This is a genomic window from Glutamicibacter sp. NPDC055354 (assembly GCF_053644955.1).
The window spans coordinates 694,421-720,315 of sequence record NZ_JBSHMB010000001.1; the positions used below are offsets into that span (position 1 = coordinate 694,421).

24 protein-coding genes and 1 pseudogene are annotated in these 25,895 nt (G+C 59.4%); 10 read left to right on the top strand and 15 right to left on the bottom strand.

What is annotated here, in order from left to right:
* Window positions 1-19: 19 nt before the first annotated feature.
* Together ACWICV_RS03160 and ACWICV_RS03165 are read left to right on the top strand one after the other, a co-directional pair.
* On the top strand, window positions 20-2,032 hold the full coding sequence (locus ACWICV_RS03160; protein WP_454090750.1) for a M3 family metallopeptidase: 2,013 nt from the start codon (window positions 20-22) through the stop codon (window positions 2,030-2,032).
* Window positions 2,032-2,799: a GNAT family N-acetyltransferase gene (locus tag ACWICV_RS03165; protein WP_454090749.1), complete on the top strand. Its 768-nt coding sequence runs from the start codon at window positions 2,032-2,034 to the stop codon at window positions 2,797-2,799. The genes ACWICV_RS03160 and ACWICV_RS03165 overlap by 1 nt, the downstream gene beginning before the upstream one ends.
* Before the next feature lie 73 nt (window positions 2,800-2,872).
* Here the strand turns inward: ACWICV_RS03165 and ACWICV_RS03170 are convergent, their stop codons facing one another.
* The 7 genes from ACWICV_RS03170 to ACWICV_RS03200 all read right to left on the bottom strand — a co-directional run bounded on the left by ACWICV_RS03170 (window position 2,873) and on the right by ACWICV_RS03200 (window position 11,282).
* Window positions 2,873-3,493, bottom strand: coding sequence for a dihydrofolate reductase family protein (locus ACWICV_RS03170; RefSeq protein WP_400289256.1), 621 nt, complete (start codon window positions 3,491-3,493; stop codon window positions 2,873-2,875).
* Between the two features lie 855 nt (window positions 3,494-4,348).
* Window positions 4,349-5,365: a DUF4236 domain-containing protein gene (locus ACWICV_RS03175; RefSeq protein ID WP_454090748.1), complete on the bottom strand. Its 1,017-nt coding sequence runs from the start codon at window positions 5,363-5,365 to the stop codon at window positions 4,349-4,351.
* Window positions 5,366-6,051: 686 nt separating this feature from the next.
* Window positions 6,052-6,954 (bottom strand): pyridoxal 5'-phosphate synthase lyase subunit PdxS, encoded by a 903-nt coding sequence (gene pdxS / locus ACWICV_RS03180; protein ID WP_105658267.1) that lies wholly within the window; start codon window positions 6,952-6,954, stop codon window positions 6,052-6,054.
* A 197-nt stretch (window positions 6,955-7,151) separates the two neighbouring features.
* Complete coding sequence (locus tag ACWICV_RS03185) at window positions 7,152-7,766, bottom strand: hypothetical protein (RefSeq protein ID WP_400289257.1); 615 nt, start codon at window positions 7,764-7,766, stop codon at window positions 7,152-7,154.
* Window positions 7,767-7,920: 154 nt separating this feature from the next.
* Window positions 7,921-8,487, bottom strand: coding sequence for an HIT family protein (locus ACWICV_RS03190; RefSeq protein ID WP_105661379.1), 567 nt, complete (start codon window positions 8,485-8,487; stop codon window positions 7,921-7,923).
* A 23-nt stretch (window positions 8,488-8,510) separates the two neighbouring features.
* The gene (gene thrS / locus ACWICV_RS03195; protein ID WP_105658264.1) at window positions 8,511-10,526 is read right to left on the bottom strand and encodes a threonine--tRNA ligase; all 2,016 of its coding nucleotides are present in this window, start codon (window positions 10,524-10,526) and stop codon (window positions 8,511-8,513) included.
* 120 nt (window positions 10,527-10,646) lie between these two features.
* Window positions 10,647-11,282, bottom strand: coding sequence for a winged helix-turn-helix domain-containing protein (locus tag ACWICV_RS03200; protein WP_454090747.1), 636 nt, complete (start codon window positions 11,280-11,282; stop codon window positions 10,647-10,649).
* 80 nt (window positions 11,283-11,362) lie between these two features.
* On the opposite strand from ACWICV_RS03200, the gene ACWICV_RS03205 reads away from it, so the two are divergent.
* Together ACWICV_RS03205 and ACWICV_RS03210 are read left to right on the top strand one after the other, a co-directional pair.
* Window positions 11,363-12,730, top strand: coding sequence for an MFS transporter (locus tag ACWICV_RS03205; RefSeq protein WP_400289261.1), 1,368 nt, complete (start codon window positions 11,363-11,365; stop codon window positions 12,728-12,730).
* A 259-nt stretch (window positions 12,731-12,989) separates the two neighbouring features.
* Window positions 12,990-13,430, top strand: a complete 441-nt coding sequence (locus tag ACWICV_RS03210) for a VOC family protein (RefSeq protein WP_400289263.1) — start codon at window positions 12,990-12,992, stop codon at window positions 13,428-13,430.
* A gap of 6 nt (window positions 13,431-13,436) precedes the next feature.
* Here ACWICV_RS03210 and ACWICV_RS03215 read toward each other — a convergent pair.
* The 4 genes and pseudogenes from ACWICV_RS03215 to ACWICV_RS03230 all read right to left on the bottom strand — a co-directional run.
* Window positions 13,437-13,817 (bottom strand): annotated as a pseudogene (locus ACWICV_RS03215) (nucleotidyltransferase family protein); the annotation flags it as partial.
* A gap of 103 nt (window positions 13,818-13,920) precedes the next feature.
* Window positions 13,921-17,376: a DNA polymerase III subunit alpha gene (locus ACWICV_RS03220; protein ID WP_400289265.1), complete on the bottom strand. Its 3,456-nt coding sequence runs from the start codon at window positions 17,374-17,376 to the stop codon at window positions 13,921-13,923.
* A 36-nt stretch (window positions 17,377-17,412) separates the two neighbouring features.
* Window positions 17,413-17,721: a hypothetical protein gene (locus ACWICV_RS03225; RefSeq protein ID WP_286134296.1), complete on the bottom strand. Its 309-nt coding sequence runs from the start codon at window positions 17,719-17,721 to the stop codon at window positions 17,413-17,415.
* Between the two features lie 93 nt (window positions 17,722-17,814).
* Entirely contained in the window at window positions 17,815-18,741 is a 927-nt protein-coding gene (locus ACWICV_RS03230) for an AraC family transcriptional regulator (protein ID WP_454090746.1), read from the bottom strand.
* A gap of 80 nt (window positions 18,742-18,821) precedes the next feature.
* Here ACWICV_RS03230 and ACWICV_RS03235 point away from each other — a divergent pair, with 80 nt between their 5' ends.
* The 4 genes from ACWICV_RS03235 (at window position 18,822) to ACWICV_RS03250 (ending at window position 21,766) form a co-directional block, all read left to right on the top strand.
* Window positions 18,822-19,265 (top strand): DUF1772 domain-containing protein, encoded by a 444-nt coding sequence (locus ACWICV_RS03235; protein ID WP_181148903.1) that lies wholly within the window; start codon window positions 18,822-18,824, stop codon window positions 19,263-19,265.
* A 177-nt stretch (window positions 19,266-19,442) separates the two neighbouring features.
* Window positions 19,443-20,528, top strand: coding sequence for an S-(hydroxymethyl)mycothiol dehydrogenase (locus ACWICV_RS03240; protein ID WP_105658256.1), 1,086 nt, complete (start codon window positions 19,443-19,445; stop codon window positions 20,526-20,528).
* Window positions 20,528-21,157, top strand: a complete 630-nt coding sequence (locus ACWICV_RS03245) for an MBL fold metallo-hydrolase (RefSeq protein ID WP_105658255.1) — start codon at window positions 20,528-20,530, stop codon at window positions 21,155-21,157. Before ACWICV_RS03240 ends, ACWICV_RS03245 begins: the two co-directional genes overlap by 1 nt.
* A 96-nt stretch (window positions 21,158-21,253) precedes the next feature.
* Entirely contained in the window at window positions 21,254-21,766 is a 513-nt protein-coding gene (locus tag ACWICV_RS03250) for a hypothetical protein (RefSeq protein ID WP_105658254.1), read from the top strand.
* On the opposite strand, the gene ACWICV_RS03255 is transcribed toward ACWICV_RS03250, so the two are convergent.
* On the bottom strand, window positions 21,763-22,491 hold the full coding sequence (locus ACWICV_RS03255; RefSeq protein WP_105658253.1) for an SOS response-associated peptidase: 729 nt from the start codon (window positions 22,489-22,491) through the stop codon (window positions 21,763-21,765). The two genes, ACWICV_RS03250 and ACWICV_RS03255, sit on opposite strands and share 4 nt — an antisense overlap.
* Window positions 22,492-22,618: 127 nt before the next feature.
* Between ACWICV_RS03255 and ACWICV_RS03260 the strand changes: the two genes are divergently transcribed.
* Window positions 22,619-22,897, top strand: a complete 279-nt coding sequence (locus ACWICV_RS03260) for a glutaredoxin domain-containing protein (protein ID WP_105658252.1) — start codon at window positions 22,619-22,621, stop codon at window positions 22,895-22,897.
* A 59-nt stretch (window positions 22,898-22,956) separates the two neighbouring features.
* On the opposite strand, the gene ACWICV_RS03265 is transcribed toward ACWICV_RS03260, so the two are convergent.
* Window positions 22,957-23,694 (bottom strand): lipoate--protein ligase family protein, encoded by a 738-nt coding sequence (locus tag ACWICV_RS03265; RefSeq protein ID WP_448937294.1) that lies wholly within the window; start codon window positions 23,692-23,694, stop codon window positions 22,957-22,959.
* A gap of 95 nt (window positions 23,695-23,789) precedes the next feature.
* Here ACWICV_RS03265 and ACWICV_RS03270 point away from each other — a divergent pair, with 95 nt between their 5' ends.
* Window positions 23,790-24,404: a uridine kinase gene (locus ACWICV_RS03270; protein ID WP_400289273.1), complete on the top strand. Its 615-nt coding sequence runs from the start codon at window positions 23,790-23,792 to the stop codon at window positions 24,402-24,404.
* Here ACWICV_RS03270 and ACWICV_RS03275 read toward each other — a convergent pair.
* Both ACWICV_RS03275 and ACWICV_RS03280 read right to left on the bottom strand, forming a co-directional pair.
* Window positions 24,401-25,219: a thioesterase family protein gene (locus ACWICV_RS03275; RefSeq protein ID WP_105658249.1), complete on the bottom strand. Its 819-nt coding sequence runs from the start codon at window positions 25,217-25,219 to the stop codon at window positions 24,401-24,403. The genes ACWICV_RS03270 and ACWICV_RS03275 overlap by 4 nt on opposite strands.
* 72 nt (window positions 25,220-25,291) lie before the next feature.
* Complete coding sequence (locus ACWICV_RS03280) at window positions 25,292-25,867, bottom strand: helix-turn-helix domain-containing protein (RefSeq protein ID WP_332595150.1); 576 nt, start codon at window positions 25,865-25,867, stop codon at window positions 25,292-25,294.
* Between the last annotated feature and the right edge of the window lie 28 nt (window positions 25,868-25,895).

Consider the following 25,895-nt stretch of genomic DNA (forward strand, 5'->3'; position numbering starts at 1 on the left):
GCCATGAAAACCTAGGCCTATGCAAAACCCGCTTCTGACTCCCAGTACCAGGCCCTACCAATGGCCAGCCTTCGACCAGCTCACCGCTGAGCATTACCTGGAGGCAGTCCGGCTCGGCGCAGCCGAACAGCGTGAGGAGCTGCAGCGCATCATCGACGATGCCCAGGCTCCCACTTTTGAGAACACTTTCTTGGCGCTGGAAGCCAGCGGGCAGACCCTGCGCCGTGCGCTCATGACGTATTTCTCAGTGATTTCCGCCCACGGCACCGAAGATCTGCGGGCGATTCAGTCGGAGATTTCTTCGATCTGGACTAGGCAAGAAGATGAGATTCACCTAAACCAAACCTTGTACTTGCGTCTACAAGCTTTTAGTTATGAGGGTCTCCAGGGTGAAGATGCCCGTCTAGCCGAGCAAACGCTGAAGAATTTCCAGTTGGCCGGCGCAGGCTTGGGCGACGTCGAAAAGGACCAGTTGAAAGCACTGAACGCCAAACTCGCTGAGCTTTCCACGCAGTTCGCTGACCTCGTCCTGGAAAATCAGAATGCCCACGCTGTGCACTTCGACGATGATGAGGAACTCGCAGGTCTTTCCAGCCAAGCGATCGAGTCCGCTGCGCAAGCCGCCAAGCAAGCAGGCCACGCATCGGGATACTTGCTGACGCTGGTTTCGCCTACCCAGCAACCGGTCCTGGAGTCGCTCGCGTCAAGCCAGTCCCGCCGCAAGGTGTTCAATGCCTCGATCAGCCGTGGCACCGAGGAAAACGCGACCATCCATGTGGCCGCCGAAATGGCACAGCTTCGCGCTGAACGCGCCGCTCTGCTCGGATTCGCCAACCATGCAGAAACCGTGCTCGCCCAGGCCACTGCACCTTCCACCGCTGCGGTGGAAGAACGGCTGGCCGAGCTAACAAAGGCCGCCACCGCAAATGCCCGCCAGGAAGCCCAGGTGCTGGGCAAGATCGCCGGTGCCGAAATCAACGCGTGGGATTGGAAATACTTCTCCAACCAGGTCTTGCGTGAGGAGTACTCGGTGGATTCCGAGGCACTGCGCAACTACTTCGAATTAGACCGGGTCCTGGTCGATGGGGTCTTCGCGACCGCTACCAAGCTGTTTGGCATTACCTTCAGCGAGCGGTTCGACCTTCCCACCTACCACCAGGATGTTCGCGTCTTCGAAGTTTTCGACGCCGATGGCAAGCCGCTGGCGCTCTACACCGGCGACTACCTGACCAGGAATACCAAGAAGGGCGGTGCATGGATGACCAGCCTGCGCGATGCCGCTTCGTTCCTGGACGAGCGGCCAATCGTCACCAACACCTTGAACATCACCGCGCCTGCGCCGGGTGATCCGGTTCTGCTGTCCATGGATGAGGCAAATACTCTGTTTCACGAGTTCGGCCATGCGCTGCACGGGATGTTCTCCAGCGGAAAGTACGCTTCGCTTTCTGGCACCTCGGTCCCCCGCGATTTCGTGGAGTTCCCATCGCAGGTCAACGAGATGTGGATGCTCCACGAGGATGTCGTATCCGGTTATGCTATCCACCACCAGAGCGGCGAAGTATTGGACGATGCGCTGATCGAGAAGATCCGCGCGGCTTCGCTATGGGGCCAGGGTTTTGCAACCACTGAGTACCTTGCCGCCAGTGTCCTTGATTGGGCCTGGCACACCATCAGCGCCGGGACTGTTATCGAGGATCCGCTGCAGTTCGAACAGGACGTGCTTCAGGGCGCCGGCTTCGACTCCGCAATGATTCCGCCTCGCTACCGCACCGGTTATTTCCAGCACATTTTCGCCAATGGATACTCCGCTGGCTACTACTCCTACATCTGGAGTGAGGTGCTCGATGCCGACACTGTGCAGTGGTTCGAGGAAAATGGGGGCTTAATGCGCGAAAATGGTAATCGGTTCCGTGAGGAACTGCTTTCGCGCGGCAATACGCGCGATCCCCTTGAGTCCTACGAATTATTCCGTGGCCGCACCGCATTGGTTGAACCGTTGTTGCGCCGTCGAGGATTGGTGAACGCAGAATAATGACCACTATTGCCTCCGCACAGGAAGCACTAAGCCACTGGCATCAGGCACTTGCAGTCGCCACCGGCGGCAAGATCTTTACCACCCACGGATGCTCATGGGCATGGCAGCCAGTACGCAAGCGGCTGATCCTGCTGTTCCCCGAACAGCCAGAACAGGCGGGCCTGCGTCCGGCGCTAGCCGAAGGCCATCGGCTCGGCGCCCGGCGCGTGGAAGCTTGGGTTAACTCAGGCGCCCACGCAGATGAGCTGAGGGCGACCGGTTTCTCCGATAATGCCCAGATTTCCTGGCATGCTGGCCCATTGGCCATTCCAATGGATCGTTGGACCGGCAAGATCCGTTTGGGCAATAACGTGCCTGAGGCCACGGGAGCTGATGCGGCCGAGCTGAACGTGACGAACCTTTGGCGCGAGACCAGCACCCAGCTCTCCAGCGGGCATCCGGCATTGCGCCGCGTCGAGCATGCCTTGGCTCGTACCGACGAGGGAGAGATCGTGGGCCGGGGCTTTGCCCAGCAGGGCCTGAACGGCCAGCTCATGGTGCATTCCTTGGCCGTAGGCAAGGAACATCGCCGCCATGGCGTTGGCACTGCCTTGCTTCATGGCCTGTCGCGATCAATGATCAATCCGCTGTCGCCGCCAGACGATGAGGTACCTCAGGAGCTATTGGCAGCGGCGACTCCGTCTAGTGCCGATTTCTTCAGTGCGAACGGCCTGAAGCTGCTGGGACGAGGACGCCATATGGTTCTGCGCTCCTGGAACCAGTAGCCAGCCACTGATAACGAGAAAGCTCAGCCGGTCACGGGACGTTCCGTGACCGGCTGGGCTTTCTCGAATGGCCTTACCGCGATTTGTTGACTCGAAAGACAAGCCGGGCGAAAGGTCCGGCTTGCCGCGCTTCAACCAGTTCGAGGCGTTCGCTGGAAATAGTTCGTGGCAATACGGGCGCACCCGACGATAGCGCGGCCGGGGCGATAGTCAATGCCAAGACATCGAGGGCATCGGCATCCAGGAATTGCCCCAGCAGTTCACCGCCGCCAAGTACCCAAACATTCTTCTCCCCTGCGCTGTCACGAATTGCCGGCAAGAACTGCGCAACTGGCCCGTTCAGCAGCTGCACATCAGCCCCTTCTGGAATGGGCAACTCCCTCGAAGTGAAGACATAGGTCTTGACCCCCGGATAGTATTCATGCCACTTTTGCGGATTTTCCATGAGCTGTTCATTCTCGATCATCCACATATAGGTGTTCGCGCCTTCGACATGCACACCAACGTTTTCAGGCAATAGTTCCGGATCAGGCTCTTGGGACCCCGGAACATCAAAGAGCCATTGCAGGCTATGGTTCTCGTCGGCCAAGTATCCATTGAGAGTGACGGCGGCATCGAAGGTAATCTCGCTCATGGCACATAGTCTGCCACAGGAAAATTGCTCACGGCTCCGGGTGCACTTCGCTACCGGCATGCCTGCTCCAGGGCTGCACCACTAGCAGGTCGCCATCAATGTCCCACCGGCTCCGGTCGAGCAGTAAGTGATCTGGTTGCGCCAAGATACTCGCGATTCCAGGCAGCGAATCTGGTTGGGCGGAGCCGGAGACGGATTGCTGCTCGTAAACGCACCACCTGGAATCAGTTGATTCATGCTGGCTGGGAAGAACACTTGGAGGCAAAGGCTAGATCGCAGTCTCGTGCCGTATCGGGCCCCTGCATCACTACCGGCAGCACAGAAGCAGCGAGGCCGAAGAAATGGACTGATCTGTCCACTTCTTCGGCCTCGTCATCAGCTGCTCAGCGCAGTTCCTACCAGCCGCGCTCCGAAAGGCGGTGAGGCACTGGCACGTCGGCGACGTTGATGCCGTGTGCAAGATTGAGCGGTGTCCGGCCTAGTCTGGAATCCTGATCCACTGGCTACTTTGTATGTGAGCTATGTGCGACGCAAGGATATTTTTCTTGGATACGACTCGCTAGTACCCTTGCTCAGATCTCTTCTATGCCCACAGAAGCGACGAGCCTGTCGATGGCAAGCCGATTGTCGACAGGCGCGTCGACGGATGGCCACTGGGATCCGAGTACTGCGGCGCTGAGGTCGGGTTGATTGAAATTTGTCTGCCATGGCTCTCGTACACGAGAACTTATAGGCGTTCGAGTGTGCACAGGGTGTCCCCGGTCGGTGGTTGAGTCGCTCTCTGCACCCATGCTGGCATCACCAACGACCGCAGCGAGGGTTCACATTGCCCATTCTGCAATGATCTGACTGCTCCGGTCGAACCTTGGAACGAGTCGACACAGCATCCCGCTTGGAACCGTCAGTCAATTCAACTTAGTTCGCTACCTGCGTCAGAAGGTCCATCAAGCCAGAATACGTAGAGTTCTCCGCTAGGACGCGCTCATAGTCTTTACGGGCCAAGGCCTTCTTCCCATCCGCGGCGTAGCTCATCCCTCGCCCCACCAGCGCCAGGTGCCGCAGCTCCGCTGGGCGCGACCTCATACGAAGTGCCTCTTTAAAAGCAGTACGCGCGGCCTCGTAGAAGCCTTGTTCCCGCAGCGCGGTGCCTCGTTGGATCAACAGGTAAGTGGACGGCTCATCATCGTTCGTGAGCCCGTCCGTCATGTTAATGATCTCTTCCCACCGGTCAGTCTCAGCGTAGAGTTCCGCGAGTGACACCGCCGCCACGGTAGTGGGTTCAAGGCCTTCGACGATGCTGATGGCTCGGTCTGCATTGCCTGCGTCCTGTTCCAACTCTGCCAGAATGAGGCCTAGCGTTTGACGCTCCAACGGCAATGTGACGGTGACGCCCGTCGCAATCGGGACTGTGACCTCGCCGTCGGCCACATGGGAGATGAAGAACTTATCCGTTGCTGGGTCATAGCCTTCAGTCCACAGCCAGTCAAGAATCGCTCGCGATCGCTCGGCATCGCTGGCTGGTAGGCAGACTCGGTGTAGTTCAACCATTGCTACCGACGGAGCTGCTTCTGGATGGTCCTTGCCAATTTGCTGGAGCATCGCAGAGTTCGCAGCGCCCTCGACTTGCTTGTACAGCTTCTTCTCCCATGCCGGAGCAAAGAGCCCAGGCTTGGGCTTCTTCGGTTTAGCCAGGGCCTGTGTGGTACGAGCGGCGGCGGTGGTACTGGAGGAGGCCTTGCTGGCACGTGAGCGCCCGCCGGCTTGGACGGTTTTCACATGAGAGATCCCCGTTCCGGGGATTCCGACCGTCCTGGTGACCCGACCAGAACTATTGGCGCTGATCCGAGCGCCTTTCACACCGGCGGAGAGCCCGAGGCTCTTCGTCGAAACGTTCATCCGCACGCCGGGCGCGATCTTGAAAGACTTCCGCATTCTGAAACCCAAGGGTCCCCCATCAACTAGGTCGGAGTTGCTGCCCGTATTGCAATCAGCCACACTGAACTGTAATTGCTCGTAAGTAGCGCGACGGGCAGTGACTTCAATTCGATGGTAATACGCCTAAACAGGCTTACCTCCCTGCTGAGCAGAATATTTCAGGCGGTCTTTTTTGCTCGAGGCTGCTCAATCAATCTGGGGATAATGCGGGGCATCATCAAGACCTCGAAGTACATGCCGGTCCTTTGCTCGATCGCGAAAGAGAATTTTGGCGATCTGCCTATGAGCTTCATCCGACAATTCCGCGCGTGTCGCTAGGAACTGAGCGATTGACTCTTCAAGACTTCTTTGGATGTTCTTTCGGCGCTTTTTGATTTTCTTCGGGGCCGGGGCCTGGTGCGGACACTAGTCGATGAGCATTTCAACAAACGATTCCAACTACGCCAGGCCTGGAAGAGTAGTTACATCCATTAACATGCGAGGTGTCATGGCCATCCGCGCCGCGCTCAATCTTGCCTAACGTCATGACCTCTATCGTATGGTTGTGGTCTCCAACTCTGGCCGTGACGGAGCACTTCTCAATCTTAGTCCACGGCACCAGCCCCAAATCGACCTCTAAAAACAAAGACCCACGCCACCAAATTCTCGGTGACGTGGGCCCGAATTGTCTGATACTTCAGGGCTTACCAGCCGCGCTCCGAAAGGCGGTGAGGCACTGGCACGTCGGCGACGTTGATGCCGACCATTGCTTCGCCCAGACCGCGGGAGATCTTAGCCAGCTCGTCCGGGTTGTCGAAGAAGGTGGTTGCCTTCACGATGGCCTCGGCGCGCTGCACTGGGTTGCCGGACTTGAAGATACCCGAGCCGACGAACACGCCGTCGGCGCCCAGCTGCATCATCATCGCAGCGTCGGCCGGGGTGGCGATGCCGCCAGCGGTGAACAGCACTACCGGCAGCTTGCCGGTCTGCGCGATTTCCTTGACCAGCTCATACGGTGCCTGCAGCTCCTTGGCGGCCACGTACAGCTCATCTTCCGGCAATGCGGCCAGCTTGGCGATCTCTGCACGGATCTTGCGCATGTGCCCGGTGGCGTTCGAAACATCGCCGGTGCCGGCTTCGCCCTTCGAGCGGATCATTGCGGCACCTTCGTTGATTCGGCGCAATGCCTCACCGAGGTTGGTGGCACCGCAAACGAATGGAACGGTAAAAGGCCACTTATCGATGTGGTTCTCGTAATCTGCTGGCGAAAGGACCTCGGACTCGTCGATGTAGTCGACGCCGAGGGACTGCAGGATCTGCGCCTCGACAAAGTGGCCGATGCGCGCCTTGGCCATTACCGGGATGGAGACCTCGGCGATGATGCCGTCGATCATGTCCGGGTCGCTCATGCGCGAGACGCCGCCTTGGGCACGGATGTCCGCAGGAACGCGCTCCAGAGCCATGACGGCCACGGCACCTGCATCTTCAGCGATGCGTGCCTGCTCTGGGGTGACTACGTCCATGATGACGCCGCCCTTGAGCATTTCGGCCATGCCGCGCTTGACGCGGTCCGAACCGACGACGGAGTTCTGGTTGTTCGTAGACATGGTGAGGAGGGGTTCCTTTCGACACTGCGGTGACTCGTTTTTGCCCCAGAATTTCGGGGATATAAGCGAGGTGGTACGCCAGTAATCGTAGGATCGCTTTGCTTTATTACCTCGCGTGTTGCGTCATAATTGGCAGATAGTAGATTTATCCATCAGTTACGAGTTAGTGCGTAACATTGGCAATCTCTACTAAACAACTAGTCAGAGTGCTTTTTGCCGGTGAATATTTGGCGTGACGCTATTGCATCCGACACTTGATATTTTGCTGGCTGACCGTAGCCTTCAGGATTAGCTGCTTCAATGCGCGCCACTTCCTCAGACATAAATTGCACCAGCGGAACGTCGCCGTTGATATCTTCGGCTACGGAGCGCAATTGCTGCGCATATGCCAGCAATCGCGGAGTGAAGTGTTTGGTGTAGGAGGGGTCCGGGTCGCTGGCACGCTGATGGACGGATTCAAAATTTTTGGCAAGGTCCTCGATTGCCGGTTTAACTGACTCCATCACCTGCACCAATGCCCGGTCCGCCGCTTGCGAGATCGCAACTAGGCTCAATTGGTAGTGGTGCTCGGTGGCCACAGCCGCCGCGAGCCGTTCCAGCGGATCCAGGGTATCGAGCCAACCGCGCAGGAACCTGTCGCAGTTTGCATCATGCTCGTAGCACAGGTCTTCAAGCAGCTGATCAATCATGCCGATTGAGTAGCGGGCTGCACCTTGGATGGCGAAACGCATTTCATGCTCGGATCCACTAATAATCCAGTCGCGGATTTCTTCGATGGTGCCGATTGGTTCAGGGGACCTGGGAATATTCAATGATGCTCATTTCAGAAAGAAGTTGCTCCAACATGCCGCAACAGTCTATTTGGTCTTGCATTGCAGCAGGCCAACATCGTGGCTTTTGCATTAAATGACGTTGGGCCCGACAGAACATTTCCATGTTCTGCCGGGCCCAAGTACCAGCTATTGCCTAGTTCGGGGTTTCGCTGTCCCACGCTTCGGCAATGGCACTGCGAACCTCGGACAAGGTCTGCGGGATCGCCTTGGTCTGCGCGATGATAGGGAAGAAGTTCCCATCCCCGTTCCAGCGCGGCACGATGTGCTGATGCAGGTGCGCGGCGATGCCTGCTCCCCCGGCTTCGCCCTGGTTCATGCCCAGGTTGAAACCGGCGGGGTTGGAGACCTTGCGCAGCACGCGCATTGACTGCTGCGCCAACGCTGCCATTTCGGCCGTTTCCTCCACCGTGATATCGGTGTAGTTGGGCACATGGCGGTACGGGCACACGAGCAGGTGGCCCGGGTTGTACGGGAACAGGTTCAGGATCACGTAGCAGGTTTTGCCACGGTGCACGATCAGCGCTTCTTCGTCGGTACGCCCAGGACCGGCGCAGAATGGGCAACTGGCCTCATCCTTGACCTGGTCCTGTCCGCCCTTGATATAAGCCATCCGGTAGGGAGTCCACAGGCGCTGGAACGAATCCGGCACTCCGGCGAGTTCAAAGTCGTCGGTGACGGACCGGTCTGCTTGTTCCTGCATGCTTGGTGGACTCCCTATCCGAACTAGTTGTTGTTGTCGCGGCTCTTGATGGCTTCAACGATGCGGGCTACCGCATCGTCGACTGGAACCTGGTTCTCCTGGCTGCCATCGCGGAAGCGGAAGGACACGGCGTTTGCATCGGCATCTTCGCCACCGGCGATGAGCACGAATGGAACCTTGTCCTTGGACGCGTTGCGGATCTTCTTCGGGAAGCGGTCCGTCGAGTCATCCAGTTCCACGCGGACACCCTGCGCCTTGAGCTTGGCAACAACTTCACCGAGGTAGTCGTTGAAAGCCTCGGCCACTGGGATCGCGCGAACCTGTACCGGCGAGAGCCATGCGGGGAAGGCACCTGCGTAGTGCTCGGTGAGCACGCCCAGGAAGCGCTCGATGGAACCGAACTTCGCAGCGTGGATCATCACTGGTTCCTGGCGGGAACCGTCGGCAGCCTGGTACTCCAAACCGAAGCGCGCTGGCTGGTTGAAGTCGTACTGCACGGTGCCCATCTGCCAGGTACGGCCGATGGCATCCTTGGCCTGGACCGAGATCTTCGGACCGTAGAATGCGGCTCCGCCTGGGTCGGCAACAAGTTCGACGCCGGATTCGGTGGCGACGCGCTCCAGCACGGCCGTAGCTTCATCCCACTGCTCATCCGAGCCGATGAACTTGTCCGACTCCGGATCACGGGTGGACAGCTCCAGGTAGAAGTCGTCCATGCCGAAGTCGCGCAACAGCGAGAGCATGAAGTTCAGCAGGTGCTCAACCTCGGCCGGTGCCTGCTCCTTGGTGACGTAGGAGTGGCTGTCGTCCTGGGAGAAACCGCGCACGCGGGTCAGGCCGTGGACCACGCCGGACTTCTCGTAGCGGTAGACGTGGCCGAATTCGAATAGGCGCAGCGGCAATTCACGGTATGAACGTCCGCGGCCGCGGAAGATCAGGTTGTGCATCGGGCAGTTCATGGCCTTCAGGCGGTATTCCTGGCCCTGCTTGGTGATGTTGCCATCTTCATCGCGCTCTTCATCGATGTGCAGCGCCGGGAACATGGTGTCCGCGTAGTACGGCAGGTGGCCCGAGGTGTGGAACAGCCCATCCTTGGAGATGTGCGGGGTGCCCACGTACTGGAAGCCTTCTTCGACGTGGCGGTCGCGCACGTAGTCTTCCATCTCGCGCTTGATTATGCCGCCCTTGGGGTGGAACACCGGCAGGCCCGAGCCCAGCTCATCGGGGAACGAGAACAGGTCCAGTTCGGCACCGAGCTTGCGGTGGTCGCGGCGCTCAGCTTCGGCCAGGCGCTCCTGGTAGGCCTTCAGGTCGTCCTTGGTTGGCCATGCGGTGCCGTAGATGCGCTGCAGCTGCTTGTTCTTCTCGCTGCCCAGCCAGTAGGCGGCAGCCGAGCGAGTCAGCGCGTAGGCGTTCTTGATCAGCTTGGTGTTCGGCAGGTGCGGTCCGCGGCACAGGTCCTTCCAGACAGTGTCGCCGGACTTGCGGTCCACGTTGTCGTAGATGGTGGTTTCGCCAGCGGCCACCTCAACGGTGACGCCTTCGCCGGAAGTGTCGGCGGAGTCGGCCTTGGCCAACAGCTCGCACTTGTATGGCTCGTTGGCCATTTCAGCCTTGGCTTCCTCCGGGGAAACTTCGCGGCGGACAAAGAGCTGGTTCTGGTTGATGATCTTCTGCATCATCTTTTCCAGCTGCTTCAAGTCTTCTGGGGTGAATGGGTCCTCGACATCGAAGTCGAAGTAGAAACCGTCGGTGATGTAGGGGCCGATTCCCAGCTTGGAGTCCGGGCGCAGCTGCTGCACAGCCTGGGCCATCACGTGGGCGGTCGAGTGGCGCAGCACCTCCAATCCTTCTGGATCATTGATGGTTACGCGGGTGACAGTGGTTCCGGCTTCCAGTTCGCGGGCCAGGTCGCGCAATACGCCATCGACGTGCATGACAACCACGTCTTTATCGTTGGCAAAATGCTGCAGACCGGTCGTTCCCGCGTCCACCTGTACCTGCTCGCCGTCAATGGTGAGAGTCAGCTGCTCGCTCATGAGATCGGGTTCTACCTTTCAATCTGTGATGGCTTCATAGCTTGTGGCATACCTTGGCCACAGCCAGCCAGAATCCAGTTTAGTTCAGGACCCCACCTCAGCGTGCGTTTACCTCGGGTTTTACGAAGATTGATCGCCCTCTTGTGACTTGTTCAACAGCGAATCTGCGTTGAACAGGCTCATGACATGCCAGATTTCACGATCGCCCGCGGGCTGCGAACTGGTGACTTTACCGTTTTTCAGATCCTCGCGGAAAGCCGGAATCACTTCTTCCATGCGACGCATGAGTTCGTCGCATTCATCTTGGGTAAGCATCAGGTTGCTCGTTTGCATCTGCGCTTTAATCTCCCCGGTCTCTTCGCCGCGATAGTGCCTTTCTGCATGCCGAAGCGTCGCTTGCAGGCGGCGTTGCTCGTCATGGACCACTTGGCTGAGGTAGGCATCCATAGCCGTCCCGGTCTGGTCCTCCGGGCGCTCTCCCACTTTGCCGGTCGTATAGCCGCGTGCCGCAGGTTTCCATACGCGGTCACGCCTATCGCGCGCCAGTTCCGGAACTTCAACGATCATGTCGGCTTTGGCCAGCTCACGCAGATGGAAACTGACCTTGTTCGCGGGTACGCCAAGAGCCTGCGCGAGGTCTGCCGCGCGTGCGGTTTCCATTGCCGAAAGCGCGTCAAGGATTTGCCGACGCAAGGGGTTTGCGATGGCCTTGAGCATGGGGGTGGTGAATGTGACGGGTGGCTCATGGTTGCTCATAAGCACAGCATAGCAATCCCACAAATAAAGTTGCGCAAATTCTATTGCGCAACTTTATTTGCGAATCTATAGTTGGTGCCATGACCAGCATCCAGGCCAACGATCCATCAGGCACCACAGCGATTATCACGGAGCCTTTGCCGCCTTTGCGCGTGCAGCGCAACTACCGGATGTGGCTGCTGGCGGACTCAACGGCTTTGCTGTCGGGCAGTATTTACGGGTTCATCTTTCCTTTGATCTTGCTGTCCGCTACGGGGTCCCCGGTTTTGGCCGGAACCCTGGCCGCAGTGGGAATGGCAGCACGGGCGAGCGTAAATTTGGCCGGCGGAGCCATGGCGGATCGTACCGACAAGGCTCGGATGATTCTCATAGGAAGTTTCGCCGGTGCTGCAATCACGGCAGCCATGGCCCTGGGCAGCAGCGTCGGTTCACTGCCGGTTGCCTCCTTATGCCTTGCCCACATCCTTATGGAACTGCGCGGCGGGTACTTTGGGTCGACAACTAATGCCGCCCTAAAGGATCTTGTACACCCCAAACAGCTCGGCCGCGCGATGGCGGCGAATCAAGGCCGCGACTCGGTGCTGATGCTCGGCTCCGCTCCCCTGGGCGGCGTGCTTCTGGGATTAGGCGGTGGCATTGCCCTGCTCATCGTCAGTGTCCTGAATCTGATCGCTGCGGCCAGTGGATTTGCACTGCGTCGTCCATTGCGGGCAGCCAAGCTATCTGGGCAAGATTCCAATGGCACCAGCAATGATTCCGAAGAGGAAGTGGCCCACGGAATTCTGGCAGGCATGCACTGGTGCTTTTCCCGGCCACAGCTGCGCGCTCTGCTGATTTTGATTACGGTCGTCAACATCGGCGTCAACGGGCTGATGACAACGCTGATCTACGGACTTCAACAGCGTTCCGAAGAACCCTGGGTTATCGGGTTAACTTCTACCTTCATGGGCGTTGGAATGCTGCTCGGATCGTTGGTCGCAACGAAGCTCATCGATAAATTCCGCAGTGGTTTACTGACCTGCACCTGTCTCACCATTTTGGGTGTAGCCATGCTGCTCATCGGGTTTAATACGAACCTGCTCTGGATGGGGACCATGCTGATGATCAGCTTCCTCAGCGTTCCAGCTCTCAACGCTGCGGTGGGTGGATACTTCATGGCCTCCATTCCGAAGCAAATGTCTGGGCGCGCTAATTCCCTAATCACCTTTATGGCACTGGCCGCTTTGCCCTTATCTCCGCTGCTTACCGGATTTGGTCTGGAATCGGTCGGCATGGGACCAACGCTGATATTTTTCGGGGCATTCGTTTCCTTAGCAGCAGTCTTGGCCTGGCTCTCACCGCAGGTACGGCGCATACCCCGTCCTGAGCATTGGATGGCGGCATCGCCCGAACTCACCAGCGCATCCGCCCCTCAACAATCCCCCGCCCCAACGGCCTCCACCGAATAGGAGTATCCAAAGTGAATTCCGATCCCACGTCGCCCAGCGATTCCCGGCTCAAGCGATCAGCCCGGAAGCGAATCTTCAGCAGCGAAAAAAGATACCGCCATGCTTCTGCGTTGACGCACCAAGCCGACGATGCAGTTGCCCAGGCGAGGTATCAAGCGCTGCGCAACGAGCAATGGATCTATCTATAAGGAGGCAGGAAAAGTCTTGGAAGATCCGCTAACCCATGGCTTTCATTTTCAACCCCTCCTACCCTAGGAATATGAACAAACCGGCCCCACCTGTCATCAGTGCCATTACCCTCGGAGTGCGCGATGTCGGTGCTTCCACGAAGTTCTACACCGAGGGCCTGGGGTTTGAGCTGGTTCAGCCAGCCCACCCGGAAATCGCTTTTGTCCGTGCCGGCTATGGCTTGATGCTCGCCCTCTGGGATGTGAAGCAGATACCCAGCGAGTACGGCGACGTCGGGCATAGCCAGCTGGCGCCACCGATCTCACTGGGACACAACGTGCACTCTGACGCAGAAGTGGACCGACACTACCGGCGAGCGCTGGATGCGGGAGCGACTTCTGTCACCGAACCGACGGTGCAGCCGTGGGGTGGCAAGAGTGCTTGTGTGGCTGATCCGGATGGCTTCCGCTGGGATTTTGTGCACAACCCATCATTTGTCGTCGACGCCGATGGGCATGTTTCCTCGGTTTGAGAATTATCAGTTTTCAGTGATCTTCCTTGATGCCTCCCGTTCAGGCCAGTGTTCATAGGTGCTAATTTGCCCAGGCTCATCACTAGTGCCTGCAAAGCAGCAGGCCTTCGCTGCGAAATGGTCGATGGCGTCCGTGACGCTGAGGAATGGAATAGCCGGCGCCCCAAAGGGCTCTTCGTACCAAAGTTGGACGCATGCTCCGTTGCGTACTTCGATTTCTGCGTCCATGCCCTTGAAGAGTACTTTGGCTCCACGAATGAGCGCATCTTCGGCCTCCCAGGACGTATCTTCATCGAAGTAGATGAAGTCGTAGTCACGAATTCCTCTTTGCGGATCTTTGCCTTCGAGCACGTTCCAAACTGTTTGGGATAGTGCAGCTGCAGTGAGCCACCAATCATCTGCGCTTACGCCCGTTCTCCCCTCACATCAGGTATCTCTCCTATTGGACCCGATGTATCTGTTAGGTAAACCCTGTCAGCGAACTAGCTCATCAGGCCCCTCTCTGGTCCAGGCCTTCAGCTTCCATCCGTTTGGCAAGTTCCCCGACACTTTCGATCTTGCGTGCTCCCTCGCCGAGGTTTGGCCGATAGTTTGGTTGCGGCCGGGTGAGCTCCGCGAGGTAGCCTGCAGCAGGCAGGGTCTCCGGCTGATGCAGGTCCCAGGCGTTCAGCGCTTGGAGGGAGATGCCGCGCGGTCCGGTACGGCGTGTGACCCCGTGGATGAGCAGCATGCGTGTGGAGAAGAGCAAGGGCGCTGTGCGCTGCTGCGTGTCATCGAAGAAGGTGGCGTCGATGCAGCCAGTCCCATCATCCACGGAAATGAAGACCACACGCTTGCCTCCGCGCATGGGAGGAGTCTGAGTGGCCACCCGTACTCCGGCGACCAGAACTTCGGTTCCGTTGCGCAGGTGCAGCAGCTCGGCTGCCTGCGTAATGGGCAGGTGCGCCAGCCGTTGGCGGTACGAGGTGATCAGATGCTCGCTGGCGTCCAGATGCATGAGGTCCAATTCGGTACGTACTACTTCCGCGGGATCCAGTGCTTTGCCGGTCTGGTCGATATATTCGATCTGCCCCAGATCCAGGGCAAGTTGCCCGGGTCCCGGCCGGTATTTGGCCGGAAGGGAGCTGTGCGCCATGGATTGCGTGTGGGCGATCGTGTCGGCACGGGAGGTCCCGGCCAATAGGGAATCGAACACTCCGAGTGCTGCAAGGTTCTGGTAGGTGCGTCGCGAGAGTCCTGCGCGGGCGCGGACATCGGCGAGGTGCTCATAGGGCTGGCCTGCGACCAGGCGTTGTACTTCGCGTTCGCTCATCTGGTGGATATCGCGGAAGGCCAGACGGATTCCATAGCGCCCAGGGCGCAGCGAGCTGGGTGCGCGGGGCACCACAGGAACTTTCGCTGGAGCGGATTCGAATATTCGTTCGACTCGGTAGTGCCCGGTGGATCGGTTGATATCCAGCGGAAGGATGGGAACGCCCATTCTGCGTGCTTCGGCAACCAGCAGCCGCTTGGGGTACATGCCCGGGTCGTGCTCCCAGATCCCGGCAAGGAAAGCTTCGGGGTGGTGCGCCTTGAGCCAGGCTGAGTGGTAGGTGGGTACGGCAAAGGCAGCCCCGTGGGCCTTGCAGAATCCGAAGGAGCCGAAGCCGGAGAGCACCTCCCAGACTTGGTCAATGGTTTCCTGGCTATAACCGCGCTTGGCCGCTTCAGCGCGCACATAACGTTCTACGGCTGGTTCCTTCTCCGGGTTGCCCAGCAGGCGCCGGTAGACATCGGCCATGCCCAATCCGCATCCGGTGAGCACATCAAGCATGCGCAGCACCTGTTCATGGAAGACGGTCACCCCGTGGGTTTCGGCGAGCGCCGGAATCAGATCCTCGTGCAGGTATTGGGCAGGGGCGAATCCGTGGCGGTGCTCCAGGTAGGGCTTGACCATATTCGACTGCATGGGACCCGGGCGGAACAGGGAAATATCGATGATCAGGTCGTTGAATTCTCGGGGCGCGAGCTTGCCGATCAGTTCGCGCTGCCCCGGGGATTCGATCTGGAAGCAGCCCAGCGTATGGGTGGAGCGGATCAATTCGAAAGTTGGTTCGTCATCCAGTGGCACCCTGGACAGGTCTATCGCTCCGGTAGCGGAGATATAGCTGTCGTCGGCGTGCCCTCCGGCGCGGGCGGCCGCTTGCTTATCCGGGTGCATGCGGGCGATCTCCTCGAGCGTGTAGGCGATGGCCGATTGCATGCGCACACCGAGCACGTCGAGCTTGATCAAGCCCATCAGGTCCATGTCATGCTTGTCGAACTGGCTCATCTGCAGTCCGATGCCCGAGGGCTGGACCGGGGTGCGGTCCAGCAGGCTCGCGTCGGAGAGGATCACCCCGCAGGGGTGCATGGAGATATGCCGGGGCAGCCGGTCCAGGCGCTCGGTAGCGTCGATGAGGATATCGAGCTGGGTGTCATCGGTAATGCGTTCTGCCAATGCGGCCAGCTCCGGCTTCTCGGTGAGCGCTTCGCGGAAAGAGGATGCGGAGAAGCGCCAGAGCTGCTTCGCGATCTCATCCACCTGCTCCTGCTCTACCCCGAGGGCGGCTCCTGCATCACGGACCGCGCCGCGCGCACGGTAGGCGTTCTGCATGCTCATCAGGCTGACGCGCTCTTCCCCGAAGCTGGAGAAGATCTCGCGGTAGATCTCGTGGCGGCGTGCGGATTCCACGTCGATGTCGATATCCGGCAGGGTGGTGCGGGTATCGGAGAGGAAGCGTTCGAACACCAGGTCGTGGGCCAGCGGGTTCACCTGGCTGATGCCCAGCAGGTAGTTCACCAGCGAGGAAGCACCGGAGCCGCGGGCGGCCACGCGGATTCCCATGCCGGTGATCAGCTTGACGGTTTCGGCGACGGTCAGGAAATACCCGGCGAAGTCCAGCCGGTCGATCACCCCAAGTTCCAGAGCCAGCTGTCTTTCAATGAGGCTGGGATTGGCGTGCGGCAAGAGCCCAGGCACCGCTGCATGGACTCGCTCGGTGAGTTCTTGCATGGCCGGACGGTGCAGGCCGATGATCTTCGCTTCGGGGATCACCGGCTGCTTCCATCCAAGATCGGCTACCGGGTCCGCCGCTGCCCATTCGGCGAGCGCTTCAGTTTCCCGCAAAAGCTGCTGCGCCCAGCTCCTTTCTGTGGCTTGGCCGATCTCCTTGGCCAGCTGGCGCATCTGGGGCGGGGTTTTCAGCCACCCTTGGCCATTGGGTTGGCAGGAGTCCAGGTTCTTCAGGCTATGCAGGGCGCGCGCCGAGTCCAGGATGTCTGCGGTAACCGCTCCATCGGGGTCCACGTAGCGCACGGCGTTGGTGAGCACGGCCCTGATCCCCCGCTCCTGGGCGTAGCGCAGCAAGCGGGCTGCTTCACCGAGGCTGTAGCGCGATCCAGGGCTGGAGAGGTGCGTGGTGATTTCCACTCGCAGCATCTTTCCCAGCCGCTTCTTCCAGCTGGCAAGCAGTGCCCGGGCTTGGGCGTAGCTTCCCTTGAGGATTGCGCGGGCCACGTCTGATTCGCCGCCGAGCAGGATCATCAGGTTCCCGGCAGCACCCAGGTGTGCCAGCTGCTCGGTTTTCAGCCCCGGAACCCCGTGCGCAGTGCTGTGCGCGAGGGTGATGGCTCGGCACAGCGCCGCATACCCTGCGCCATTGCAGCGCCCACGGGCCAGCAGGACAATCCGCCCTTGGGTTTCTCCGTGGTTATCGAGCACGGCAAGGTTCACCCCGAGAATCGGGTGCAGCCCTTCTGCCATGCAGGCCGCCACATGCTTGACCGTTCCATAGAGCCCATCCCGGTCAGTCAGCGCGAGCATCTGGGCACCCTGCGCTTTGGCCGCTTGGGCCAGCCGCTTTGGGTGCGAGACTCCGTAGTGGGCGCTATAGGAAGAACTGACGTTCAGGTGGGTGAAGCTCATGGAGGTCCTTCGAATATATGTTCCCCTGCAGGGGAATTAGGCGCTGCGGGCCAGCGACTCATGCACACGCACCAGACGCCACCGTTCGGTTTGCGCATCAAAACTCACATCAACGCTGTGCACTTGCCGGGATCCGCGCACCGCGACCAGTTGCAGGCGCCACATCTCATAGTCGGCAATCCCCGCACCGGCGCCGCGAGGAATCCGCAGGTTTTCATCCCACCATTTGCGGCGTTCGAACCAGCGCTGAGGCTCGGCCACCAAGCGATAGCCCTGCCCTTGCCAGCTCACGCGCAACGGCATTCCATCAGCTGCACGAGTAACCTCGATCGACTCGGTGAACATCCCCACGTGTGCACTCCTTACTTAGTAGAACCATTCTATTCGAACACGTGTTCGAATGACAGTTACACTAGTCAGCGCGACCGACAGTTTGGGTTAGCCAAGTGCAGCGGATCTCAGCGCCGACGGACTGGTTGAATAAGCCCTGCGAAAGGCAGCGCTGAGCGCAAAGGGTGAAGAATATCCGACATCCCGGGCAATCTGCGACAGCGGTGCATCGCTGGCGAGCAGCGCATCATGAGCCAATGCCAGACGCAATTTGGTGAGGTACCCCATGGGTGCGGTGCCCATGGCCTGGCGGAAGGCTGGCGAAAAAGCCGAACGGGACATCGCAGCTGTTCTGGCCAGCCCCTCCACGCTCCACGCTCTAGCTGGTTGCGCCCACATCGCCCCCACCGCCACCCCAATGCCTGGCGCCGCCGAGCGAAGCACCCCGGTTCCCGGCAAGTGCTGCAAGGCGCAGATCGCCAGAATATCCAGCAACCGGTCCAATACCACCTGCTGGGCGGGACCCGCACTTTCGGCTTCGGTCGCCAGCAGTTCAGCCCATCGCCACGCCGCGTCGTCATCGATAACTGCCAGATCGGTACCCTCGCAGACAAGATCAGCGACAGCGCTGGTCGTAGTGAAGGTGCCAACCAGTAGCTGGTCGGGGCCATTAGGCGAATTGCCCCATGCACGCACCCCATGGCGCAACTCTTGGACCATGGCTCGGCCCGATGGCCCCAGGCATTGCTGGCCCGGGGCAATGGCATAATTACAAGGCGCCGCGCCCGGAAGGGTCTGGGCGCTGGCCGAGCGAACCTCATAGGAGGCTGATCCGCAAATGACGACCAGTTCCCCTTGCCGCGCCACCACGGACTTTTGTCCTCGTTGCACCCTGCAGGATCCCGAGCGCACCGCCAAAATCGTCAGCGGGCAATGATCGCGAACAGCAACACTCCACTGGCCCTCCATGCACATGCGGAGAATGAAGGCTTCACGAGCCCGTGGGCCAGAAGGGAAAAATGCATCGGGTCTCACGCCACCACTCTGGACGATTGCGTATGCATTGTCGAGCCTTGAGCATTCAAAATCCAGCCCAACATCTGTTGAATGAAATCATGAACCTGCCGTTGCTTACTATTTTCCTGCCGCTGCTGACAATTGCCACCGGCTTGATCATTGCCGGATTCTACGTTTCCTTCACCCTCGTGGTCTTCCCTGCGTTAGCGCGAATGGATAATCGCTCCGCAAGCACGTTCATGGTCCACGTGAACAGATACGCCCAACGGCCCCCATTCCTGAGCTTGTTCTTCCTCGGCTTGCTCGCCAGCACTGGATGCCTTGCCCTCTCCATCGTCCACGAGAATATCCGCATATCGATCGGAGCGGCACTGGTGCTTAGCGGTGCCCTGCTCACCATCGGAGTCAATGTTCCGCTCAATCGGCGACTGGAACAGAATTCGTTGGCTTGGGCGAAATATGAGCCACGGTGGATCAGGGCCAATGCCGCGCGAGCACTGGGTTCCGGCCTAGGCGCTGTCCTCCTGCTCAGCGGTGTTTGAGCTGGATGCAGCACTCCTGCCCCGTCACATCCATTCCGGGGGCAACCCGTGATCGACCTGCACAAATTGGCTCTGCGCGAAACTGCCTGCGTCATTGTGTCTCGAATGCTCGATTAGCACCTGAGACACCGATAGCATCGAGAGAGCACTAGCCAATCGTTCCAGGAGCTAAATCCCATGTCCCATAAGGTCAAAGCCGTTATTTCCCGCGTCAAGGACGCACCCGTAGAGGTCGTAGACATCATCGTTCCGGATCCGGGTCCCGGAGAAGTAGTTGTCGATGTGCTCACCACCGGTGTCTGCCACACCGACCTGCACTACAAGCTCGGCGGAATTGGCGACGAGTACCCGTACCTGCTGGGCCACGAGTCCACCGCAGTAGTCAGCCAGATCGGCGAGAACGTCACCAACGTCAAGGTCGGCGACCGCGTGATCCTGAACTGGCGTGCAGTCTGCGGCCAGTGCCGCGCTTGCGCCAAGGGCGAGCCGAAGTACTGCTTCAACACCTTCAATGCCACCCAGAAGATGACCCTGGAAGATGGCACCGAGCTTTCCCCGGCGCTGGGCATCGGGTCCTTCGCCGAAAAGACCCTGGTCCACTCCGGCCAGTGCACCATCGTGGATGAAGAAGCCGACCCGGCCGCAGTAGGCCTGCTCGGTTGCGGTGTCATGGCCGGCATCGGGGCAGCGATCAATACCGGCGAGATCAAGCGCGGCGAGTCCGTCGCAGTGATCGGTTGCGGTGGCGTCGGCGCTGCTGCCATCGCCGGCGCGCAGCTGGCCGGCGCAACCACCATCATCGCGGTGGACGTGAACCCGGACAAGCTGGAAGGCGCCAAGAAGTTCGGCGCCACCCACACCGTGGATTCCTCCAAGGTCGACGCCGTGGAAGCCATCCAGGCGCTGACCGGCGGCTTCGGCGCCGACGTCGTCATCGACGCGGTGGGCCGCCCGGAAACCTACAAGCAGGCCTTCTACGCCCGCGATCTTGCTGGCCGCGTCGTATTGGTAGGCGTGCCAACTCCGGAGATGAAGCTCGAGCTGCCGCTGCTCGATGTCTTCGGCCGCGGCGGCTCGCTGAAGAGCTCGTGGTACGGCGACTGCCTGCCGAGCCACGACTTCCCGATGCTCGTCGAGCAGTACAAGCTCGGCCGCCTGGATCTGGATGCCTTTGTCACCGAACGCATCACGATCGATGAAATCGAAGACGCGTTCACCAAGATGCATGAAGGCACCGTGCTTCGTTCGGTGGTGGAGCTCTAGTGGCCGCCCGCATCGAGAACGTCGTCACTTCCGGCACCTTCTCCCTGGATGGCGGGACGTGGGATGTCGATAACAACGTCTGGATCGTCGGCGATGATTCCGAGGTGATGGTCATCGACCCGGCACATGATGTAGCCAAGATCCGCGAAGCTGTGGGCGATCGAGAAGTCATGGCCGTGCTGCTTACCCACGGGCACGATGACCACATCCGCGCGGCTGGCGAATTCGCCGACGCCGTGGATGCACCGCTGTTCTTGAACCCGGAAGACCGCATGCTCTGGGAAGCTGTCTACCCCGAGCGCGATGTGGACGCAGAAATCAGCGAAGGCGATTCATTCACCATCGCCGGCACCACGCTGACCGCCCTGCACACCCCGGGGCACTCTCCGGGCTCAACCTGCTTCTACGCTGAAGACCTCGGTGTACTGTTCAGCGGCGACACCCTGTTCAACGGCGGCCCGGGTGCTACCGGTCGCAGCTACTCCAGCTTCGAGACGATCGTCGAGTCGATCCGCACCAAGCTGCTGGTCCTGCCAGCTGAAACCGTGGTCAATACCGGCCACGGCGATGCCACCTCCATCGGTGCAGAAGCGCCGAACCTGGATGAATGGATCAAGCGCGGTCACTAAGCACCACGCATCGAGCGGCAGCAGGCCTTTAGAGCCGGCTGCCGCTCGTGTTTAAAGTTGATGCGCAAAACATCTGGTGATGGCAAGATTAAATACATGCCTTCAGATAAACGCTACAAGTCCGCCACTGCCTTATTCCTGGGCGCAGCAGTATTCATCATCGTCGGCATCGTCGTGCTGTGGTGGGACAGTCAACAAGAAGTAGTTTTCTACTCTGGATCCTATGTACCGCTGGTCGAAGACTCTGAAATCTACTTTGGCCCGGGTCCCGCCGAAGTTCTCGGTTGGGTGCTGGCTTTGCTCGGCGTTGGCGCGCTGGGGGTTGCCGGCGGCTTATCGCTTCGCCAGCTCGCTCGGTTCAAGGCCTGGTTCCTGATCGCCGGGCTGCTGTTGGCAGCAGGTGGCATCGGAGCACTGCTATGGGACTACAACCAGGTTCGAACCTTCGGCTGGTTCGCCTATGCCCCGCTGAGCGAAGCAGCATTCGTTCCTGACAGCGCAGCCCACGTCATGGGCGAGCTGGGACTTGTGGCAGGAACCCTGCTGGCCAGCAGCTACCTGGGGTTCCGGCTCGGGTCCAAGCCCAGCGGCTCAGCCATCCGCGGCTAAAACAGCGAGTTGCTGTGCGCCGCAATCAGCTCCGGCGAATTATTGCGCACATTGCCAACAGCGGTATCGACCTCATGCATGGTCCATTGGGAAGCCACATCGAAAGCTTCGGCGCGAATCTGCTCGATCAGCCCTTCACCGTCTTCCTCGGCAGGGTTCATCCACCGGCCCATCATCTCCTTGCCCAACGGAATGGGCAGGCGATCATGCAGGCCCGCAAGTTCGCCGAGCACCCCGGGCTCTTCCGCCGAAGGTGAATCCATGGTCATGATCGAGGTGGAAAGAATCCAGGACCCGTCCTGGTCCTTCCACCATTCGTAGAGGCCGGCGAAGAAGATCAGCTTTCCATCCTCGCGATGCACGTAGAAGGGGCGCTTTTTGCTGCCTTCCTTTTTCCATTCGTAATACCCTTCCACTGGGACGACGGCACGGCGCTTCTTCACCGCCGAACGGAAGGTCGGCTTGGTGCTGGCCGTCTCGCTGCGCGCATTGAAGGCGCGCACCCCGACCGCGAGCTCCTTGGCCCATCCTGGCACCAGCCCCCACCGTGCTACATGGATCTGGCGGTGCAGCTCATCGTCGATCAGCCGCTCGAGCACAACCGGCACGTCGGTAGTCGGAGCAATGTTCCAGGACTGGCGCAGTTCCAGATTGGCGTCCGCTTCCGCCTCGGCCTCTGCCACCAGATCGCCGATGGCTTTGGCCATCACATATCGTCCGCACATCGCCTACCCCTTAGAACCGGCATCAAGGAAAATCTGCTCCCCAGTCTAGCGAGCGGAGCAAAAGAATCCAGCGAACTTTTTCTACCCCTCCGGGAACAAAGTAAACATCATTGCCGTTACACCATGTATGAGCAACGAATTGAAGCTTGACCAGTACGTTCCCGCTGCCGGCGGAGTCACCATGTTCACCACCAGCTGGTGCGGCTACTGCCGCAACCTCAAGCGCCTGATGGACCAGAAGGGTGTCGCATACACCGAGGTGAATATCGAAGAAGTCGAAGGCACCGCAGAGATCGTCGAGGCGTTCAACAACGGCAACCAAACCGTGCCAACCCTGATCTTCCCGGACGGCACCGCAGCCACCAACCCGCGCATTGACGAGGTTGTTGAGCGAGTCGGCGCCTAGATCCGGCCGCGAACCAAAATCGGCACCCGTATCGGGTGCCGATTCTTTTTTAAGCTGTGCTAGATGCCTTGCAGCGTGGCGTGCTCGCCATATTCGTCGAGCAGCGCTGAAATAAATGCTTCGGTGGTGACAGCGGCGAGCAGATCATTAGCCGCGCCTACCGTCGTGGGATCCATTGGAATGCCCATTGCTTGGTAGACCCCATCGAGGACTTGCCGCAACGGCGCGGAATCCTCGACAACAAAGACCGAAGAGAACAGCCATGCCCCGGAAACCACACGCTGAGCTGTGCCTACCAGCTTCACTGGATAGTTGCGCGGCGATTTCCCATCAGGGAGGCCATGCACCGAATGATCTCCCGGGCAATACTCCCCCGGGATTGGCCCGACTTGCGCATTCACGCCAAGGCGCTGGAAAGCGTTGGCATACACCCTCGCGAAGACCTCGAAGCGATTCTGCTGGCGCATCACCGCCTCGGCTTCGGGCTCAATATGATCAACGATCAATGTACCCCGGTGATACGCGGCGGCCCGGCCTCCAGCTTTGCGCACCAAGGGAGCAAAGCCTTGCTGCTGCGCTACGTCACGAGCCGCCTCATAGCCCTCTAGCCGCACATCGCGCTGGCCGAAGGCCAGGGTCGGGTCCGGACGATAGAGCCGTAGCAGCGCGCCGCTTTCGCCAGATTGGACGCTGCGCAGCAGTTGCACTCCACGTTCTAGGTCAGCAGCCGGGTCTCCGCTAGGATTTTCGATTTCCACAGATAACGGCGCATCTGACTGGGGGTTCCACAAACTCATAAATCTGAGTCTAATTCAGCAATTCGCTCCAGGCGGAGCAGATGTCACAGCATCCGATTGCCGATGGCCGAGGTTTCTGGGCCATAATAAAAGGCGTGCCAAATTCTTCTACCCCTGTCATCCTGATCGGCGGACCGTCCGGCTCCGGCAAGTCCTATCTCGCGTCGAAATTCGGCCGACCCCACCTGCCGCTGGACGAGTTCTACCGCCAGATCAGCGAAGACGGGAATCCCGTTGATTTCCCCCGTACCGGTTACGGCGAAATCGATTGGGACAATTCGGCTACCTGGAATCAGGAAGCCGCACTGCAGGCTATCGATGATTTGCTCTACCTTGGTACCACTCGGGTCCCTAACTACTCGATCACGACCTCGAGCTACAACGGGCATCGTGAAATCGCTTGCGCAGACGGGCCGATTGTCGCCGAAGGCATCTTCCTCTACGAAATTCTTGAGCCGCTGCGCGCCAAGGGCATTAACGTCCAAGCGTATTACGTGGACGAACCGGCATTGGTAACTGCTCTTCGACGGTTCGTGCGCGATGTAGCACAGCGCCGGAAACCGGTCCTGTTCTTGGTCAAGCGCGGCTATGCACTTTTCCGGGCCCACGGTGCAGACCGGGAAAAGTACCGCCAGCGCCAGTTCACGCTGAAGTCCAAGCCTGAGCTCAAGAAGCTGCTGGCCAAGCTTTCAACCGGCGCATCGAGCTAGCGCGAACGGACCGTCAGGATCTGTTCAGCACGGCCGAAAGGGCCTGCTTCATCGTGCAATACCGTTGAGGTCAGGCCGATGCCGTCAGTGCCGAAGCTCTGCTGGACATCCAGGCCCAGCCACTTGCCCTCGGGCTTGCGGTACATGTGGATCTGCAGATCCACGTTCGGGTAGATCCAGGTTCCTTCCCCCGGATCCACGCGCGGCACCACACCGTTTGCCGTGTCGATCATTCCCACCAAGCTGGACAACGCTGTGGCGTCTCCTGTGTCGACGAGGTCATGAGGAGTACGCAGCCACGCAAAACCTCGACCCGGCCGCAGCTCATCATTGGCGCGCATCTCGATGGATTTGATGTAGCCGCCGGGCCACTGCTCACTGATTTCGCGCACCGCGCAGGCCTCTGGGCCTGGGATTTCCTTGTCTTCAACCCCTGCAACAGCACTGGTGTCACCCGTAATCACCCGCCATGCGCGCGCAACGATGCTGGTGCGGCCCTTGGCCGTCATTTCGGCCTCGATCAATTCGATCGTCCGGCCGGGACGGACCATTCGCGTTGAGATCTCGAATTCTCCGGCGTGAATAAGGCCATGGATCTCATAGCTGATCCGTGCGATGCGCATGTCTTCACGAGGCTGGAAATTTTCCAAGGCGTAGGCCAAGATTCCAGAGGCAGGACCCATGTGCTGCTCCTGGGGATTCCACGCACCTTGGGAATGCCACGACGATCGATAGCGACCTTCACCGAGTGCTTCGAAATAGAAATTGCCATCAGCTAGGACCTGTTCAAGCTCCTCGTTGAGCTGGTGCGTCATCGTTGCCCTCCTGGCCTCGCAGTGTTCAATACTCTGCCCTCAGGTTATCCAAGAGTAATTGAAATCACTAAACTAGCTGGCTGTGTCGTGCTCATGGGCTCGTTGGCCTGCATGATCCATGATTCCGAGCACCTCGGCAATGCCATTGACCGCCCACAGGGCATGAGGAGTCATTGTGTCGAACTGTGCAGATTGCCCCGCCTTCACGTGATAGGTGCGATCTCCTAGCTTTAGCTGGATTTCTCCGAGGAGCACTGTGAACCATTCCTTGCCCGGATGAATACGCAGCTCGGTGGGAGCAGGCGCCTGCGAAGGGTCGAAACGCATTTTCGACACATTCACCCCGTTAACTGCGTCATCGGTGGACAGCTTCCACATGGTTATCCCGGGCATCGAAATCGGCTCCGGGCGGATAATAATCTCGGCTTCAGAGGTCGATACGAGCTCATCCAAGCTGGTATTCAGTGCCTTGGCTATTGGAACCAGCTGGTCAAGGGCAATACGCCGGCCTCCCGTTTCAATCCTGCTGAGCGTGGAAACGCTCAGGGAAGCCTTGCTCGCCAACGATTCCAACGACCAGCCTAGGTTCTGCCGCAACGTTCTTATGCGCTGGCGGATGACTTGGTCAACTTCAAATTCTTGCGTCATGCGCAAAACGGTACACCCCACAGCGCAA

Excerpts from the sequence above, each read along its gene's own strand:
- pdxS (WP_105658267.1), bottom strand. The coding sequence starts at position 6,954 with ATGTCTACGAACAACCAGAACTCCGTCGTCGGTTCGGACCGCGTCAAG.
- ACWICV_RS03255 (WP_105658253.1), bottom strand. The coding sequence starts at position 22,491 with ATGTGCGGACGATATGTGATGGCCAAAGCCATCGGCGATCTGGTGGCA.
- ACWICV_RS03220 (WP_400289265.1), bottom strand. The coding sequence starts at position 17,376 with ATGAGCTTCACCCACCTGAACGTCAGTTCTTCCTATAGCGCCCACTAC.
- ACWICV_RS03170 (WP_400289256.1), bottom strand. The coding sequence starts at position 3,493 with ATGCCGGTAGCGAAGTGCACCCGGAGCCGTGAGCAATTTTCCTGTGGC.
- ACWICV_RS03190 (WP_105661379.1), bottom strand. The coding sequence starts at position 8,487 with ATGCAGGAACAAGCAGACCGGTCCGTCACCGACGACTTTGAACTCGCC.
- thrS (WP_105658264.1), bottom strand. The coding sequence starts at position 10,526 with ATGAGCGAGCAGCTGACTCTCACCATTGACGGCGAGCAGGTACAGGTG.
- ACWICV_RS03205 (WP_400289261.1), top strand. The coding sequence starts at position 11,363 with ATGACCAGCATCCAGGCCAACGATCCATCAGGCACCACAGCGATTATC.
- ACWICV_RS03175 (WP_454090748.1), bottom strand. The coding sequence starts at position 5,365 with ATGCGGAAGTCTTTCAAGATCGCGCCCGGCGTGCGGATGAACGTTTCG.
- ACWICV_RS03160 (WP_454090750.1), top strand. The coding sequence starts at position 20 with ATGCAAAACCCGCTTCTGACTCCCAGTACCAGGCCCTACCAATGGCCA.
- ACWICV_RS03200 (WP_454090747.1), bottom strand. The coding sequence starts at position 11,282 with ATGAGCAACCATGAGCCACCCGTCACATTCACCACCCCCATGCTCAAG.
- ACWICV_RS03225 (WP_286134296.1), bottom strand. The coding sequence starts at position 17,721 with ATGTTCACCGAGTCGATCGAGGTTACTCGTGCAGCTGATGGAATGCCG.
- ACWICV_RS03235 (WP_181148903.1), top strand. The coding sequence starts at position 18,822 with ATGAACCTGCCGTTGCTTACTATTTTCCTGCCGCTGCTGACAATTGCC.
- ACWICV_RS03260 (WP_105658252.1), top strand. The coding sequence starts at position 22,619 with ATGAGCAACGAATTGAAGCTTGACCAGTACGTTCCCGCTGCCGGCGGA.
- ACWICV_RS03240 (WP_105658256.1), top strand. The coding sequence starts at position 19,443 with ATGTCCCATAAGGTCAAAGCCGTTATTTCCCGCGTCAAGGACGCACCC.
- ACWICV_RS03265 (WP_448937294.1), bottom strand. The coding sequence starts at position 23,694 with ATGAGTTTGTGGAACCCCCAGTCAGATGCGCCGTTATCTGTGGAAATC.
- ACWICV_RS03210 (WP_400289263.1), top strand. The coding sequence starts at position 12,990 with ATGAACAAACCGGCCCCACCTGTCATCAGTGCCATTACCCTCGGAGTG.
- ACWICV_RS03165 (WP_454090749.1), top strand. The coding sequence starts at position 2,032 with ATGACCACTATTGCCTCCGCACAGGAAGCACTAAGCCACTGGCATCAG.
- ACWICV_RS03275 (WP_105658249.1), bottom strand. The coding sequence starts at position 25,219 with ATGACGCACCAGCTCAACGAGGAGCTTGAACAGGTCCTAGCTGATGGC.
- ACWICV_RS03250 (WP_105658254.1), top strand. The coding sequence starts at position 21,254 with ATGCCTTCAGATAAACGCTACAAGTCCGCCACTGCCTTATTCCTGGGC.
- ACWICV_RS03280 (WP_332595150.1), bottom strand. The coding sequence starts at position 25,867 with ATGACGCAAGAATTTGAAGTTGACCAAGTCATCCGCCAGCGCATAAGA.